The following is a 15,187-nucleotide window of genomic DNA, read 5'->3' as shown; positions in this document are numbered from 1 at the left end:
TCAGACGGCGAGCGCGGGGCCATCGAGTTGCGGATGCCGAGGACCGTCAGCAATCGAGAACCGCATGCGGTACTCGCTCGGCGAGATGCCGAGAATTTTGCGAAAGATCTTCCGGTAGGCGTTGCTGTCGTCATAGCCGCTCTGCCAGGCCACCTGTTCGATCGACAGATAGGAGCGCTCAAGAAGCTCCCGCGATTTCGCGATCCTGAGCCGTTGGCAGTATTCCGTCGGATTGATGCCCGTCGCCTTCTGGAAACGGCGCAGGAACGTGCGCTCGCCAAGGCCGGCCCTATCAGCCATCGCCTCGACCGTGATACCCTTCGTATTCACTCCATGCAGCCAGTGCTGGATCTTGAGGATTACCGCATCGCCATGATCCATGCGCGGGGCGAAGACACTGTAGTAACTTTGCTCGCGTGCCCGGGATCAACGACCATGAAGCGCGCGGTGGCCAGCATCACGGTCGATCCCATGAAGCGGTCGACCATCTTGAGCCCGAGATTGATCCAGGCCATCATCCCCCCGGTGGTGATGATGTCACCCTCGTCGATCATCAACTTGTCGGTATCCACATGCACCTGCGGGAAGCGGCGGGCAATCTGCTCGGCATGCGACCAGTGGGTCGTCAGCGCCCGCCCCTGGACCAGCCCTGACTCCGCCAGGAGATAGGCGCCGCCGCAGACAGAACTGACGACCGTTCCCTCCGCATGACGCTGCTGAAGCCACGCGGATACCTCCCGCAGATCACGCTTCATCTGCAACTCCACCGAAAGCGTCGGCGGCAGGATGAGCGCCGACAACGTCCCCGCCGGCAGTCCGGGATGGCTGTCGAAGCCGCGCGTCACCGAGCCGTCCTGACCGAGTTTCCAATGGCTCACCCTGAGCTGGGGCGCATTCGTCCCGTGATGCTCGCTGCTCTGGAGGTTGGCGACGTTGAACATGTCCGTCAGGCCGTAGACGGCCGACATGAGCGCTTCCTCGTGAACCACGATGCCGATCTCGGCCGGCTCGTTGGTCATCGCCTTTGTCAATTCTGCCCCCATCGTTGTCAGCTTTGCCAGTCGAGAGGTTAGGCGGGCGGGAATATCAATTCAATCACAGCTTCGGAACGGAGCGCAGGTTTCAACACACGAAGGATCACGGTCATGGCACAGGCAAAGGCAACCACCGCTATCGCAACGGCAACGATTTCCCGCCGCAACATGCTGGCCGGCGCGTTTGGCGCCGCCGCAACGGCAGCCGCAGTCACCGCAGTCAATTCCCCCGCAAAGGCAGCAACAGCAGCCACTCAGGCGAGCGCAGAAGGAGCAAGGACTATGGGCAGCAAGATCATCACCCGCGATGGCGTCGAAATCTACTACAAGGACTGGGGCCCGAAGGACGGCCCGGTGGTCATCCTCAGCCACGGCTGGCCGCTTTCGTCCGACAGCTGGGAGGCGCAGGCCTTCCACCTCGCCAACAACGGCTTCCGCGTCATCACCCACGACCGTCGCGGCCATGGACGCTCCAGCCAACCCTGGGACGGCAACGACATGGACCACTATGCCGACGACCTTGCTGACCTGATCGAGCAACTGGACCTCAACGGCATCTTCCTGGCCGGCTTCTCCACCGGCGGCGGCGAGATCACTCGCTATATCGGCCGGCACGGGACGAGCCGCGTTGCAAAGGCGGGCTTGATCTCCGCCGTGCCACCGCTGATGGTCAAGACTGCGGCCAACCCCGGCGGCCTGCCCATCGAGGTCTTCGACGGCATTCGCGCCGCCTCCATCGCTGACCGCTCGCAGCTTTACAAGGACATCGCCTCGGGCCCATTCTTCAGCTTCAACCGCCCGGGTGCGAAGGCTTCCCAGGGGATGATCGACAGCTTCTGGCTGCAAGGCATGACGGGCGGCCACAAGAATACCTACGACAGCATCAAGGCATTCTCCGAGACCGACTTCACCGAGGACCTGAAGAAGTTCGACATTCCGACGATCATCATCCACGGTGACGACGACCAGATCGTGCCGATCGACGCCGCCGGCCGGGCCTCGAAGAAGCTCGTGCCCCATGCCATCCTGAAGGTCTATCCGGGTGCCCCGCACGGCATTACCGACACGCACAAGGAGCAACTGAACGCCGATCTGCTCGAATTCGCCAAGTCCTGATCCTCCCTCGGGCCGGCGCCGCCCTCTTCCTTCAGGGCGGCGCCAATTTTCTCTTCTTGCGAACAAGGAAGACGACCATGACCCGTTTCAATAAGTTTGCCGATCTCTCTCTCGACCGCCGGACATTTCTTGCCGGCAGTGCCTCCCTCGCCGCCACGAGCCTCATTCCTGCCGGTGCCTTCGCCGCAGAAACACGTCACCTCAGCCACGGCAAATTCGACCTCACGGTGCTGAGCGACGGTTTTCTCACCCTGCCGGCGGAAGTAATCCTTCCCGATGCCGCACCCGAAGAGCGGCCGGCAATCCTCAGGCGCCTTGGAGGCGATGCCGCAAGCGCTCCCGTGCAGGTCAACATTCCCCTCATACGGACCGGCAACGAACTAATCCTGGTCGACATCGGTTCAGGAGGGAACTTCCAGGAGAGTGCCGGAAAGCTCGCCGGCAACCTCAGGGCGGCAGGCGTCGATCCCGCCTCCATCACCAAGGTCGTCTTCACCCATGTGCATCCCGATCACTCGGGCGCGACGGTGACGCCGGAGGGAAAGCTGCTTTATCCAAATGCCGATTATTTCGTCAGCGCCGCAGAATGGGAGTTCTGGGCCGATCCGGACTTCGAGAGAAAGCGGCCGGAAGCCCTGCATGGCTTTGCAAAGGGCGCAAAAAGGGATCTGTCCGCCGTGCAGGACCGGCTCACTCTGGTGAAGCCAGGGGACGAGATTGTACCGGGCATGCATGTCCTCGACACCCGGGGCCATACGCCGGGCCACATTTCACTGCGGCTGGACGGGGACGACGGACTGCTCATCACCGGCGATGCAGCGACCAGCAACATCGTCTTCTTCGAACATCCCGACTGGCACTTCGGATTCGACACTGAGCCCGAGATCGCGCTCAAGACCCGCAAGGCCCTGATCGAGGAAGCGGCGACCAGCCGCACGAAGCTGCTCGGATATCACTGGGCCTATCCGGGAATCGGCCATGCCGAGCGCAAGGACGGCGCTTTTGTTTTCGTGGCGGACTGACGGTTGCTGCCGGCGCGGTATCACGCCGCCTTGGCGACGTGATACTCCTTGATCGCAACCATCTTGATAGCCGGGTAACGTTCAGCCTCGTAGCGAAGCGAGAAGGCATCCTGGGCCATGAAGACCGGATCGCCGTCCAGATCGCGGGCAATGTCGCCGCGCCGCGCGGTGAGGAATTTCTCAAGATCGGCCGACTGTTCGGCCGATACCCAACGGCATACGGAAAAGCGCGACATCTCGAAGGAAACCGGCAGACCATACTCCGCCTGCAGGCGCTCCTTGAGCACGTCGAGCTGCAGCGCACCAACGACGCCGACGATTGCCGGTGAACCGTCTTCTGGCGAAAAGAGCTGAACGACGCCCTCTTCCGCCATCTGCTGAAGGGCTTCCTTCAGCTTCTTCGCTTTCATCGCATCCTCGAGACGCACGCGGCGGAGGATTTCCGGCGAAAAGTTCGGCACGCCCTCGAAAACGAGCGCCTCGCCTTCGGTCAGAGTATCACCGATGCGCAGCGTCCCGTGATTGGGGATGCCGACGACGTCTCCGGCGTAGGCCGTATCGGCAAGCTGGCGCTGCGAGGCGAAGAAGAACTGCGGGGCCGTCAGGCCGAGCTGCTTGCCGGTGCGCGAAAGCCTTGCCTTCATGCCGCGCTCCAGCTTGCCCGAGCAGACCCGGGCAAAGGCGATGCGGTCACGATGGTTCGGGTCCATGTTCGCCTGGATCTTGAAGACGAAGGCGGTCATCCTGTCTTCCGCCGCATGGACGGTGCGGGTGTCGGCGACCTGGTCGCGCGGGGGCGGCGCAAAGGATCCGAGCGCGTTGATGAGATCGCGGACGCCGAAGTTGCGAAGCGCCGAGCCGAAGAAGACGGGCGTCAGGTGTCCCTCCAGGAAGGCCTTCCTGTCGAACGGCTTGCAGGCCTCGATCGCCAGCGTAAGCTCGTCGACAAAGGTCTCGCGCTCGTTTTCCGGCAGGCGATGGGATGCCATCTCCGGGTCGTTGACCTTGGTGAGCCGCTCTTGCGTGTCGGAGCCGCGGACTTCGTTGGTCGAGAGGTGGTAAGACCCGCAGAATGTCTTCGAGCGGCCAATCGGCCAGGTGATGGGCGCACAATCGAGCGCCAGCTTCTCCTCGACCTCGTCCAGGATCTCGAAGGGGTCGCGGCTCTCGCGGTCCATCTTGTTGATGAAGGTGATGATCGGGATATCGCGCATGCGGCAGACCTCGAACAGCTTCAAGGTACGCGGTTCGATACCCTTGGCAGCGTCGATGACCATCACGGCCGCATCCACGGCGGTCAGCGTGCGATAGGTGTCGTCAGCGAAATCCTCGTGACCGGGCGTATCGAGGATGTTGAAAACGTTGCCTTCGTACTCGAACGTCATCACCGAGGTGACGACCGAAATGCCGCGCTCGCGCTCGATCTTCATCCAGTCCGAGCGGGTCTGGATGCGATCCTTCTTCGCCTTGACCTCGCCGGCGAGCTGGATCGCTCCCCCGAAAAGCAGCAGCTTCTCGGTGAGTGTGGTCTTGCCCGCGTCCGGGTGCGCGATAATAGCAAATGTGCGGCGGCGGGAGACCGCCTCGGCCAGACTTTCAGTCATGCGACGAGATTCCTGTGAGTTGCCGGCGTCTTTACAGTCTCCGAAGGCAAGATGCAATTGACGAGGGGAAGCGCCGCGCCGCTTATGCCCTGCATGACAAAGCCGATCCCCACCCTTCCCAACGTCACCGTCGTCCGGCAGCCCCACGGCGCCGGGCTGGACCTGCCCGCCTACGAGACACCGGGCGCTGCCGGCATGGACCTTCGCGCAGCGCTTGCCGAGGGCGAGCGGATGGTGCTGAAGCCGGGTGCGCGGGCGCTGGTGCCGACAGGCCTCATCTTCGAGATTCCGCTTGGCTACGAGGGACAGGTGCGTCCGCGTTCCGGCCTGGCTTTCAAGCACGGGATCACCTGCCTCAATACGCCCGGCACGATTGACAGCGACTATCGTGGAGAGGTCAAGGTCCTTCTCATCAACCTCGGAGACGAGGATTTCGCCATCGAGCGCGGAATGCGGATCGCGCAGATGGTTGTCGCACCTGTCGTTCAGGCGGTCATCGCGGAAGTTGGCGAGGCAAGCGAGACCGGGCGTGGCGCCGGCGGGTTCGGCTCCACAGGCACTGCATGAGCTGCAGCGCCGACCTCGTCTACCGGGAAGACTATTTCAACAACCCGGCAGGCTGGTCGGCCATCAGGGACCTGCTCGCCGACATTTTCGGGATAGACATCAGCCCGCTCGCCAGGTTCGGCGGTCCGCCGCGGGTGAGCATGCCCTCTGCCTATTTCGACGCGGCTGGACGCTGTGTCGCAAATCTCAGCGCATTCGCAATGCCTCTCCTGATTGACGGCAAGCGCGTTGAGGCAGCCGGGCTGCAATCGGGCGCCGTGCGGCCGGAGTATCGCGGTCGCGGGCTCTTCCGTGCACTGACATCACGAACCCTCCAACGGTGCGACGAAGCGGGTTTCGACATCGTCGTGCTCTATACCGACAAGCCTGACCTCTACCGGAGGCACGGGTTCCGGACGCTCCCGCAGCATCACTTCGCCGGCTTCGCACCGCAAGCGAGCCTGAGCGTTTCTGCCGCGCGCCCGCTGGAGATCAGTGATCCGACAGACATTGCCCTTCTCAGACAACTGCTTGCGGTACGCACGCCGGTGTCGGACCGCTTTTCCGTTTTGGGACAGGCCGAAATGTTCCTGTTGAATGCGCATCTCCTCGACTCGGTGCGACTGCATGTGCTTGCCGACGGGAGGGCAGTGATTGCCTGGCGGGATCCGGGTGAGGACCGCTTCGAATTGCTTGACATCGTGGGAAGCCGCATCCCGCCGCTTGCGGAAATAAGGGGCGCGCTTTCGGCAACAGCATCAAAGGTCACCGTCCATTTTCCGCCAGACCGCCTGGAATGGGACGGCGTCCCCGAGCAGGAGGCGGGTGATCTCGTGTTCATGGTACGCGACCCGCAAGGAATCGTACCTGACGCTCCGTTCTGCCTTTCGCCGATGGCAGAATTCTAGAGCGAAACGCAGACGAGTTGCGCTTCAGAGCGGCGGCAGGCGGCGCTTGACCGGGGTAGACTTCACGAGGGAGGTGTTGGTCTGCGCCCGCTCTGCAATGCCGTCCAGCACGGTATCGAGTTCCTCCATGGACCGGAGATACAGCCGGGCGATGAAGCAGTCGTCGCCGGTCACCTTGTCGCATTCCACGCATTGCGGAAGCTCCTGGATCAATCGCTCGACGATGTGAAGCTGGCCCGGCAACGGTCGGACGCGCACGATTGCCTGCAACGTATAGCCGACGGCCGCGTGATTGATGGCAACGGCGTACCCCTCGACAACGCCCCGCTCCTCCAACTTCCTCAGCCTCTCGGCAGCACTGGGAGAAGAGAGGCCCACCGCCCCGGCAAGTTCTTTCAGCGAGACACGGGCATTGTTCGACAACAGTGTCAGCATGCGGATATCGATCTCGTCCAGCATAGCTATCCCTTAGGTAAATTCTCGAATATTCCTCAGAATATTAGGAAAAAATCCAACCTCCCCTAAATCATAACATATATTTCCCACTTAGGCTTTCGTATTCTTCCGCCTGTTGCCAGAGGAGGCGCGGATACGATGGACAGGACACTTCGTGCAGGCACGCTGGAGATGAGCGGAGCGATGCTGATCTCCGGCACGATCGGCTGGTTCGTCGTCATGTCCGGGCAACCGGTCGCGCAGGTGGTGTTCTGGCGATGCCTGTTCGCAGTGCCCACACTGCTCGTCATATGCCTTGCCCTCGGGCTCCTGCGCCTCGATGCATTGACGCTCCGCCGATTTGCACTCGCCGCTGCGGGAGGTGTGGCGATCGTGCTCAACTGGCTGCTGCTCTTCGCCGCCTATCCGCTGGCGTCCATTTCCATTGCAACAACCGTCTACAATACCCAGCCCTTCATGCTGCTCGCACTCGGCGCGGTTTTCTTCGGCGAGCGGATAACAGCAACCAAGCTTTTCTGGCTTGCCCTCGCCTTTGCGGGGACGATCGCCATCGTCGAGGGCAAGCCCCCGGGCAGCGGCGGAACGGGCTATGGGCTCGGGATCGCGCTGGCGCTGGCGGCCGCGTTCTTCTATGCGCTCGCGGCGATCGCCGCGAAGGGACTGAAAGGCACACCGCCGCATCTGATCGCGCTGATCCAGGTCTCGACAGGAGTACTGATGCTTGCTCCATTCGCCGTATCGGGCCCGCTGCCGCATGGGGCCGTTGCCTGGTCCAGTCTTTCGACAATGGGCGTCGTTCACACCGGTATCATGTACGTGCTTCTCTACGGCGCTATCCAGAAGCTCCACACGCATCTGACAGGCGCCCTCTCGTTCATCTATCCGGTTGCCGCAATCGTCGTCGACCGCATCGCCTTCGGGCACGAACTACACGTCATCCAGATCCTCGGATCGGTGGTCATCCTCGTGGCCGCTGCGGGCATGAATCTCGGCTGGACGATCCGGCCATGGGGCAATAAGAGCAGAATTTTCGCCAAGGAAAGCACTCGATGATCACCTGCTATCTCCGCTACACGATCGACCCTTACAAGCTCGCCGAGTTCGAGCACTACGCGAAGCTCTGGATTCCCCTGGTCAACAGACTTGGCGGCACGCATCACGGCTACTTCCTGCCGCATGAGGGAGCGAACAACATCGCGCTTGCGCTCTTCACGTTCCCCAGTCTCGCGGCCTATGAAACCTACCGGCAGGAAATGGCCGCCGACGCCGAGTGCAAGGCCGCCTTCGCCTATGCCGAGGAAACCCGCTGCATCCTTCACTACGAGCGCAGTTTCCTACGGCCGGTTTTCGAATAAATCCCGGCTGCGGGGCTGGCGCGAAACGGGCGGGATCACTTGCTCCGTAGAACGGGCCTGGCGGAACGTACCGACACCTGTCGGCCGGTTTGCACCACAACGTAAGGTGTCCCGTTCGAAGCAAATGAAAAATGCGCGAGCGGCTCGCGGACGTTCCCGCCCGTCCACACACCGTGTCTTGAAGTTGCCCGCGTCAAAGAGTAGAAGGTGCGCCTCTATCGGGGACATCGCCATGACGCTCACCACGCTACTCGCCTACAGTGCGGCGCTCTTCATCGCTGCGGCCATTCCAGGGCCAGGGATCACCGCAATCGTGGCGCGCGCACTTGGAACCGGCTTCCGCGAAACCTTCTTCATGGGGCTCGGCCTTATTCTCGGCGACATGATCTACCTGACCGCGGTCATTCTGGGGCTCGCCTTCATCGCCCAGACGTTTACCGCCGCCTTCATGGTGATCAAGATTGCCGGAGCGATCTATCTTGCCTTTATCGCCTGGAAACTATGGACGGCGGGGCTGCTGCCGCAGAACATCGAGGCCAAAAAGTCTTCGAGCTACACGATGTCGTTTCTGTCCGGACTGCTGGTGACGCTTGGAAACCCGAAGACCATGCTCTTCTACGTCGCGCTGGTTCCGACCTTGATCGATCTTCGGTCGATCGGTCCGGAGGAATATGCCACGCTGCTGGCTGCGACCTTCCTCGTTCTGCTCGTCGTACTGATCCCCTATATGGCGCTGGCATCGCGCGCGCGGTTGCTTTTGAAGAAGCCGCGGGCGCTGCAGACATTGAACCGGATGGCAGCGGGCGTGCTCGCAAGCACCGCAGCCTACATAGCGACCCGGGCCGCCTGACCCCCGATTTCTTGGCATTACGCAGTGAATGCAACCAGCTTCTCCAAGTGACCCACGGCGGTCACCTGCAGGCGTGTTCCATAGCGAGATCAGCCTCCGCGAGGCCTCTCCATGCGGAGAAGATATCTGCGCTCACTCCGGCGCAGAATGGTCACCCCGACTGGGTACGCATGTCGAGACACTCTTGCTGAAAACGCAAGGTAGATGACCGCTGCCGGTGCTATCGGGCCCCTGGCGCAGCGAGAACTCGCGTCCGGAGCAAACGCCAGCGGCGTCCGGCCCAGGTCGGTGACACACACTTCAGGAGAGCGCGATCCATCGAGGTTCCCCTTGGCGGCGGTGGACTGAACCTCGACCGAGACGCGGTTCCTCGTGCTCTGGCTTCCGCACGCGATTGAACCTATGTTCTTCTCAGGAGACAAACAGAGGGAGCCAGAAATGCCAGAGATCCGCAAACCCGGCAGAGGACGCATCTATTCGTCGATCACAGAAACCATCGGCGACACGCCGATCGTTCGGCTCGACAAGCTGGCCAAGGAAAAGGGTGTGAAGGCCAATCTTCTGGCGAAGCTCGAATTCTTCAACCCGATCTCGTCCGTGAAGGACCGGATCGGCGTAGCCATGATCGAATCCATGGAGGCGCAGGGCCGGATCGCGCCCGGAAGGACGACCCTGGTCGAACCGACCTCGGGCAACACCGGCATCGCACTTGCCTTCGCGGCGGCGGCGAAGGGCTACAAGCTCATTCTCACCATGCCGGAGACCATGTCGATCGAGCGGCGCAAGATGCTTGCCCTCCTCGGGGCGGAACTGGTGTTGACCGAAGGACCGAAAGGCATGAAGGGTGCGATCGCCAAGGCCGAGGAGCTGGCCGCGACACTCCCGGATGCCGTCATTCCGCAACAGTTCGAAAATCCGGCAAACCCCGAGATCCATCGCAAGACGACGGCCGAGGAAATCTGGAACGACACCGATGGCGGCATCGACATCCTCGTCGCGGGTATCGGAACCGGCGGCACGATCACCGGTGCAGGACAGGCGCTCAAGGAGAAGAAGCCGGAGATCCGCGTCGTGGCGGTCGAGCCCGCCGACAGCCCGGTGCTTTCAGGCGGCAACCCTGGTCCACACAAGATCCAGGGTATCGGCGCCGGCTTCGCTCCGGCCATTCTCGACACGAAGGTCTATGACGAGGTCGTCACCGTCGCCAACGAGGAAGCCTTCGAGAACGCGCGCCTGGTCGCAAAGCTCGAGGGCGTGCCCGTCGGCATTTCCTCTGGCGCAGCACTCGCGGCCGCGATCAAGGTGGGCAGTCGCCCCGAGAACGAGGGAAAGACGATCGTCGTCATCATACCCTCCTTCGCTGAGCGCTATCTCTCCACAGCTCTCTTCGAGGGGCTCGGGGGCTGATCGCCCCCTCCGTCTTCCGACGGCCCATCGACAACTTCCGAGCGCCGCACCGCGTGAGCCATGGGGCGCCGGCGGAACGCGCCCAGACATCATGTGACCGGCGGTACGCGCGGGCCTGTTTGCCGATGCAGGGACCCGCTGGCGCCGCGCCGCTCATGGCCGCCCTGCCGCGCCACGTTCGGATCCGGGGCCGCGCGACAGACGCAGCACGACAATCCAGGACGGAGGAGCCGCATCGACTGACCACTTTTGCAGGCAGGACCGAACGCCGCTTTGCTCTCAGGCAGCGGCTGCAAGCCGCTCGCCGGCGATGCGATATGAAATTGCCTCCGCCAGATGAATACGTCCGACCGTTTCGCAGCCCTCGAGATCGGCAAGCGTTCGCGCCACTTTCAACACCCGGTGATAGCCGCGGGCGGAAAACTTCATCCGCTCCGCCGCATCGCGAAGGAGCTGGAGCCCGCCGGGATCAGGTGCGGCAATGCGCTCGATGAGAGCCGTGGACGCCCGCGCGTTGACCGAAACGCCTGAAGTGCCGAGCGTCGCGAACCGATCTGCCTGCAGCGCCCGTGCCCGCTCTACGCGCGCGGCAACGACCGCACTTGGTTCCGCTGCGATCGGGCGTATGAGATCGACGGCGGAAACAGCCGGTACGTCGACGCGAATGTCGATACGGTCCATCAGGGGCCCTGAGATCCGGGCCTGATAGTCGCTCATGCAGCGCGGCCCGCGCGCGCAGCTGTACCCCGGCTCCGTCGCCATGCCGCACCGGCAGGGGTTCATTGCCGCGACGAGCTGGAATGCGGCCGGATAGGTGACCCTATGGTTGGCCCGGGCGATGATGCACTCTGCGGTCTCCAGCGGCTGCCGCAGCGCATCCAGCACCTGCGGCGAGAACTCCGGAAACTCGTCGAGAAAGAGGATACCGTGGTGAGCGAGCGAGGCCTCGCCGGGTTTTGCGCGCATACCGCCGCCGACGAGGGCCGCCATCGTTGCCGAATGATGCGGCGTGCGATAGGGGCGCCGGTCCGAAAGCTTCCCTCCTGCGAGCTGGCCCGCGATCGAATGGATCATCGACACTTCGAGCAATTCAGGAGGAGAGAGAGGCGGCAGGATCGACGGGAGGCGGGCGGCCAGCATGGATTTGCCAGAGCCGGGCGGCCCGACCATGAGGAGATTGTGTCCGCCGGCTGCTGCGACCTCAAGCGCCCGCTTGGCACTTTCCTGGCCCTTGATGTCGGCAAGATCCGGAAGTCCGGCGGGCGCGGATCGCATCGCGGGCTCGGGCCGCGAAAGGACCTGCGTGCCACGGAAATGATTGGCAAGCGCAATCAGGCTTCGCGGGGCGAGAATATCGAGCCCGGCGCCTGCCCAGGCCGCTTCGGCGCCGCTTTCGGCCGGGCAGATCAAGCCCTTGCCGAGCGCGTTGGCGCCGATTGCCGCCGGAAGTGCACCCGCAATGGCCGCGATCGTGCCGTCGAGATTGAGTTCGCCGATCACCACATAACCTTCCAGCGCATCGGCGGGTATCGCGCCGAGCACGGCCATGAGACCCAGTGCGATCGGAAGGTCGAAATGGCTGCCTTCCTTCGGCAGATCCGCGGGAGCGAGGTTGATCGTGACTTTCTTGGCCGGAAGCGCCAGGCCGGACGCGTGAAGCGCTGCCTGTACCCGTTCGCGACTTTCGGCGACCGCCTTGTCCGGCAGGCCAACGATATGCATGTTCACCTTGCCAGGCGCCACCATCACCTGCACATCGACAGGAACGCCCTCTATGCCCTGAAATGCCACCGTGCTGACTCGTGCCACCATGAGTGCCCCCTCAGGCCGCCCATCATGCCGCGGCACCACAACTCATCATGAGTTGCAGGGCCGAATGTTGCACGGATAACGGAATAAAACAAGAACAATCATCGAACGAAATATTGAAATTCTACCGCCGAAGTTGCATCGAGTTGTATTGTTGGAACGGAAGGGCGACGAAAGGAGCCCTGAACGCCAGGCATCCGGCCTTTCCACCCGTCAAAGACTTGAAGGCCCGAGCAGAGTGCGAGATCCCGAGAACCGCCACAGGGGCTTTATTTAGCGCTTGCTTTCGATCGCATCCCAAAGAAGGGCGGCAATATCGGCTCCGCCGAACTTGCGCACCTCGCGAATGCCGGTCGGAGACGTCACGTTGATCTCGGTCATGTAGTCGCCGATGACGTCGATCCCGACGAGGAGGAAGCCGCGCTCGCGCAGGGCCGGTCCGATACGATCACAGATTTCCCGCTCGCGCGCTGTCAGTTCGGTCGGTTCGGCGCGCCCGCCCACATGCATGTTCGAGCGCGAATCGTGTTCCGCCGGAACGCGGTTGATGGCGCCGACCGGCTCGCCGTCGACCAGGATGATGCGCTTGTCGCCCTTTCGTACGTCGGGCAAATACTGCTGCGCGATGAAGGGCTCGCGAAACATCTGCCCGAACATCTCCAGCAGAGACGACAGGTTCCGGTCGTCGCGGGTCGAGTGGAACACGCCGGCGCCGCCGTTTCCGTAGAGCGGCTTCAGGATGATGTCGCCCATTTCCTCTCGGAAGCGCCGGATCTCGCCGGGATCGCGCGTGATGAGGGTGGCCGGCATCAGATCGGCAAACTCGGTGACGAAAATCTTCTCCGGAGAATTGCGCACCCAGGCCGGATCGTTGACGACGAGGGTCTTCGGATGAATGCGTTCGAGCATATGCGTCGAGGTGATGTACGACATGTCGAAGGGCGGATCCTGGCGCAGGAGCACCACGTCCATCGTGGAAAGGTCGACGCGCTCGGGTTCGCCGAGCGTGAAGTGATCACCTTTGACGTCGCGGAGCGACATCGGCTCGACGGTGGCATAGACCTTGCCGTCGCGGAGGCTGAGCCGGTCCGGCGTGTAATGGAAGAGGTTGTAGCCCCGCGCCTGTGCTTCGAGGCTCATTGCAAAGGTCGAGTCGCCTCCGATGCTGATCGAGGAGACATGGTCCATCTGGACCGCGACGTTCTTGATGTTTGCCATGAGCCGTTCCCTGGATGATCGAGAACCATTTAGGACGCCGCCCGGGCAAACGCAACGGGAGACGAAACGGCCATCTCAACAAACTGCCATAGGGGATGGAGACCGTTACTCCAACCCGAGGAAGTGGAAGGGCTCGCTCTGGCGGAACTCCGCGGTTGCATCGCCGGAATAGGTATGATCCTGGTCCTTGCCGAGGTCGAGCTTGGCGACCTTGCCCGTCTCCGCCGAAAAATCGATCTTGTTGAGATCGACCCAAAATGTGTTCGGCGTGAGCGCAGACTCGAAGAAATAAAGTCCGCGCTTCTGATCGGCGACCGTGCGCCAGCGGGTGGAAGAGATGTTTGGCTCATTCGGCGTGGTGATACCGAAGGGAACCGAGACGTTGCGGATCACGCTGAAGACACTCGCAAGCGCCCTGTTCAGGTCCTCTTCCTTCGGAATGGCATTCACGTAGAAGGAAGCTCGCGCGAAGCGGTCGGCGGCGCGGTTGGTACCGGGAAGCATGACGGTGCCACCAATCTGCTTCCAGTACTCGTTCAGGGCGAGCTGCTTGTCAAAGATCGGCGAATTGGTCATCACCTGATACTTGCGGTCGTGGTGAATGACCTGCTTTCCATCAATATACTCGACGATCGCGCTGTCGCCCGTTTTGTCGGATATGGAGAGATGCAGCGTGGTCAGACGGTCCTCGCCGGGAACGCTGTCGGTCACGATCGTGAACGGCTCCTGGCGAAGCGCCTCGACGGCCTCCTCCACGCTGGTGAAGTTGTCGAGGACATACTGGGCCCAGGCCGCAATGGTCAGACCCGGCTTCTTCCCGTCGAATTTCGGATATTCCGATTCAACCAGCCACAGCACATTGGCGACGAGGCCCTTTTCGTTCATGCCATCCGTGGTGGAAACGTCATAGCCGGTGGCAATCACGCTCCCATACCTGGAGGTCCACTCAATCGAGTTCGGCCCCGCGGCCCCGTTTCGTTTCATCCCGCGTGGAAAAATCCAGAGATTGGTAGCGACGTCGAGCTTCCAATCCATGGACCGTGCGGTCACGACATGGTTGTCCGGCCCGACATAGACGAACCGCGTGCACGCCTCAGCGGCGGGGCTCGCGGCCGCCATTATGCCTGCAAGAAGCGTCCGGAAAAAGAATCGACCGAATGCGGTGCGTCTCATTGGCATGCGCTTCCTCCTGGAACTGCCGGCAAACCATACAAGTCCGCCTGGACAGTTCAAGGCCCCGTTCGTGAACCTCAGGCCGCGAGCCCGCCGCGCGGCGAACTGCGCAGCATGTCCCGGAGGCGGTAGGCAATGGTCACCGGCACCGGGAACTTCTTCCGGCAGAAGGCGATCTTGCGGACATAGGTCTCGATATGCCACGTCGCCCAGGTGTTGCCCGCGAAGTATCCGATGTCGCCCGCCTTCAGCGTCCGCTCCGTGCCGTCCTCAGCCGTCACGTGGACCTCGCCCTCAAGGATCATCACCGTCTCGTCCCATCCGAAGTACCACCGGAATGTTCCCGCGGTGCAGTCCCAGATGGCCGTCGTCGCCGCATCGTCATGGGCGCGCGAATGAAGCGCGAGGCGCGCCTTGGGATCGCCGGCCAGGATCCAGCTCGGCTCGATCGGCGCCGGTTCCATCTCCATCGCGTCGGACGAGGCGGCAATCAACGGGCGCGGCGCGGCTGTCGCGATCGGCATCGTCTTGACTGCCATACCGACAGCACTCGCAAGCATCAGTTTCCAAACCATTGCATCTTCCCCTTGTAACCCTTGGGCAGAAGCCTAGCGGTTACGCGTAAGGTTCCGGTTCAGTCAAAAGCTAGAATTTTATGCAATTCCAGGTTTTGCCAATGGAAAATGGCA

The 15,187-nt window shown here is 62.3% G+C and carries 16 protein-coding genes; 8 read left to right on the top strand and 8 right to left on the bottom strand.

The genetic code is table 11. From position 1 onward, the window contains the following. Both F3Y30_RS26695 and F3Y30_RS26690 read right to left on the bottom strand, forming a co-directional pair. Positions 1 to 330, bottom strand: a complete 330-nt coding sequence (locus F3Y30_RS26695) for a helix-turn-helix domain-containing protein (RefSeq protein WP_348649864.1) — start codon at positions 328 to 330, stop codon at positions 1 to 3. Positions 331 to 359: 29 nt separating this feature from the next. Next, positions 360 to 1,031, bottom strand: coding sequence for a DJ-1/PfpI family protein (locus F3Y30_RS26690; RefSeq protein WP_348649863.1), 672 nt, complete (start codon positions 1,029 to 1,031; stop codon positions 360 to 362). 114 nt (positions 1,032 to 1,145) lie between these two features. Between F3Y30_RS26690 and F3Y30_RS05025 the strand changes: the two genes are divergently transcribed. Both F3Y30_RS05025 and F3Y30_RS05020 read left to right on the top strand, forming a co-directional pair. Beyond that, the gene (locus F3Y30_RS05025) at positions 1,146 to 2,150 is read left to right on the top strand and encodes an alpha/beta hydrolase (protein ID WP_246752873.1); all 1,005 of its coding nucleotides are present in this window, start codon (positions 1,146 to 1,148) and stop codon (positions 2,148 to 2,150) included. Positions 2,151 to 2,227: 77 nt separating this feature from the next. Further along, positions 2,228 to 3,172: an MBL fold metallo-hydrolase gene (locus F3Y30_RS05020; protein WP_203425425.1), complete on the top strand. Its 945-nt coding sequence runs from the start codon at positions 2,228 to 2,230 to the stop codon at positions 3,170 to 3,172. A gap of 20 nt (positions 3,173 to 3,192) precedes the next feature. Here F3Y30_RS05020 and F3Y30_RS05015 read toward each other — a convergent pair whose 3' ends face one another. Beyond that, complete coding sequence (locus F3Y30_RS05015) at positions 3,193 to 4,776, bottom strand: peptide chain release factor 3 (RefSeq protein WP_203425424.1); 1,584 nt, start codon at positions 4,774 to 4,776, stop codon at positions 3,193 to 3,195. A 93-nt stretch (positions 4,777 to 4,869) separates the two neighbouring features. Here F3Y30_RS05015 and dut point away from each other — a divergent pair, with 93 nt between their 5' ends. Both dut and F3Y30_RS05005 read left to right on the top strand, forming a co-directional pair. Continuing rightward, complete coding sequence (gene dut / locus F3Y30_RS05010) at positions 4,870 to 5,343, top strand: dUTP diphosphatase (RefSeq protein WP_203425423.1); 474 nt, start codon at positions 4,870 to 4,872, stop codon at positions 5,341 to 5,343. Further along, positions 5,340 to 6,230, top strand: a complete 891-nt coding sequence (locus F3Y30_RS05005) for a GNAT family N-acetyltransferase (protein WP_203425422.1) — start codon at positions 5,340 to 5,342, stop codon at positions 6,228 to 6,230. The genes dut and F3Y30_RS05005 overlap by 4 nt, the downstream gene beginning before the upstream one ends. A 24-nt stretch (positions 6,231 to 6,254) precedes the next feature. Here F3Y30_RS05005 and F3Y30_RS05000 read toward each other — a convergent pair whose 3' ends face one another. Continuing rightward, on the bottom strand, positions 6,255 to 6,689 hold the full coding sequence (locus F3Y30_RS05000; RefSeq protein WP_203425421.1) for an Lrp/AsnC family transcriptional regulator: 435 nt from the start codon (positions 6,687 to 6,689) through the stop codon (positions 6,255 to 6,257). A 135-nt stretch (positions 6,690 to 6,824) separates the two neighbouring features. Between F3Y30_RS05000 and F3Y30_RS04995 the strand changes: the two genes are divergently transcribed. The 4 genes from F3Y30_RS04995 to cysK all read left to right on the top strand — a co-directional run bounded on the left by F3Y30_RS04995 (position 6,825) and on the right by cysK (position 10,298). Next, positions 6,825 to 7,739: a DMT family transporter gene (locus F3Y30_RS04995; protein WP_203425420.1), complete on the top strand. Its 915-nt coding sequence runs from the start codon at positions 6,825 to 6,827 to the stop codon at positions 7,737 to 7,739. Then, positions 7,736 to 8,041 (top strand): NIPSNAP family protein, encoded by a 306-nt coding sequence (locus F3Y30_RS04990; RefSeq protein WP_203425419.1) that lies wholly within the window; start codon positions 7,736 to 7,738, stop codon positions 8,039 to 8,041. The genes F3Y30_RS04995 and F3Y30_RS04990 overlap by 4 nt, the downstream gene beginning before the upstream one ends. Before the next feature lie 232 nt (positions 8,042 to 8,273). Next, entirely contained in the window at positions 8,274 to 8,891 is a 618-nt protein-coding gene (locus tag F3Y30_RS04985) for a LysE family translocator (protein ID WP_203425418.1), read from the top strand. Positions 8,892 to 9,329: 438 nt separating this feature from the next. Beyond that, complete coding sequence (gene cysK, locus F3Y30_RS04980) at positions 9,330 to 10,298, top strand: cysteine synthase A (RefSeq protein ID WP_203425417.1); 969 nt, start codon at positions 9,330 to 9,332, stop codon at positions 10,296 to 10,298. A gap of 279 nt (positions 10,299 to 10,577) precedes the next feature. Here cysK and F3Y30_RS04975 read toward each other — a convergent pair whose 3' ends face one another. The 4 genes from F3Y30_RS04975 to F3Y30_RS04960 form a co-directional block, all read right to left on the bottom strand. Then, positions 10,578 to 12,110 (bottom strand): YifB family Mg chelatase-like AAA ATPase, encoded by a 1,533-nt coding sequence (locus F3Y30_RS04975; protein WP_203425416.1) that lies wholly within the window; start codon positions 12,108 to 12,110, stop codon positions 10,578 to 10,580. Positions 12,111 to 12,380: 270 nt separating this feature from the next. Beyond that, positions 12,381 to 13,325, bottom strand: coding sequence for a glutathione synthase (gene gshB / locus F3Y30_RS04970; protein WP_203425415.1), 945 nt, complete (start codon positions 13,323 to 13,325; stop codon positions 12,381 to 12,383). A 105-nt stretch (positions 13,326 to 13,430) separates the two neighbouring features. Further along, positions 13,431 to 14,444, bottom strand: coding sequence for a linear amide C-N hydrolase (locus F3Y30_RS04965; protein WP_246752948.1), 1,014 nt, complete (start codon positions 14,442 to 14,444; stop codon positions 13,431 to 13,433). A 131-nt stretch (positions 14,445 to 14,575) separates the two neighbouring features. Then, on the bottom strand, positions 14,576 to 15,073 hold the full coding sequence (locus F3Y30_RS04960; protein ID WP_203425413.1) for a cupin domain-containing protein: 498 nt from the start codon (positions 15,071 to 15,073) through the stop codon (positions 14,576 to 14,578). Positions 15,074 to 15,187 lie beyond the last annotated feature (114 nt).

The organism is Sinorhizobium sp. BG8, from assembly GCF_016864555.1.
GTDB lineage: Bacteria > Pseudomonadota > Alphaproteobacteria > Rhizobiales > Rhizobiaceae > BG8.
This window is presented reverse-complemented; position numbering and strand designations above follow the sequence as displayed.

Coding starts and splice junctions, on each gene's coding strand:
- F3Y30_RS05020 (WP_203425425.1), top strand. CDS start 2,228: ATGACCCGTTTCAATAAGTTTGCCGATCTCTCTCTCGACCGCCGGACA.
- F3Y30_RS04990 (WP_203425419.1), top strand. CDS start 7,736: ATGATCACCTGCTATCTCCGCTACACGATCGACCCTTACAAGCTCGCC.
- gshB (WP_203425415.1), bottom strand. CDS start 13,325: ATGGCAAACATCAAGAACGTCGCGGTCCAGATGGACCATGTCTCCTCG.
- F3Y30_RS05005 (WP_203425422.1), top strand. CDS start 5,340: ATGAGCTGCAGCGCCGACCTCGTCTACCGGGAAGACTATTTCAACAAC.
- F3Y30_RS05000 (WP_203425421.1), bottom strand. CDS start 6,689: ATGCTGGACGAGATCGATATCCGCATGCTGACACTGTTGTCGAACAAT.
- F3Y30_RS05015 (WP_203425424.1), bottom strand. CDS start 4,776: ATGACTGAAAGTCTGGCCGAGGCGGTCTCCCGCCGCCGCACATTTGCT.
- F3Y30_RS04965 (WP_246752948.1), bottom strand. CDS start 14,444: ATGGCGGCCGCGAGCCCCGCCGCTGAGGCGTGCACGCGGTTCGTCTAT.
- F3Y30_RS05025 (WP_246752873.1), top strand. CDS start 1,146: ATGGCACAGGCAAAGGCAACCACCGCTATCGCAACGGCAACGATTTCC.
- F3Y30_RS04995 (WP_203425420.1), top strand. CDS start 6,825: ATGGACAGGACACTTCGTGCAGGCACGCTGGAGATGAGCGGAGCGATG.
- dut (WP_203425423.1), top strand. CDS start 4,870: ATGACAAAGCCGATCCCCACCCTTCCCAACGTCACCGTCGTCCGGCAG.
- cysK (WP_203425417.1), top strand. CDS start 9,330: ATGCCAGAGATCCGCAAACCCGGCAGAGGACGCATCTATTCGTCGATC.
- F3Y30_RS04975 (WP_203425416.1), bottom strand. CDS start 12,110: ATGGTGGCACGAGTCAGCACGGTGGCATTTCAGGGCATAGAGGGCGTT.
- F3Y30_RS04960 (WP_203425413.1), bottom strand. CDS start 15,073: ATGGTTTGGAAACTGATGCTTGCGAGTGCTGTCGGTATGGCAGTCAAG.
- F3Y30_RS04985 (WP_203425418.1), top strand. CDS start 8,274: ATGACGCTCACCACGCTACTCGCCTACAGTGCGGCGCTCTTCATCGCT.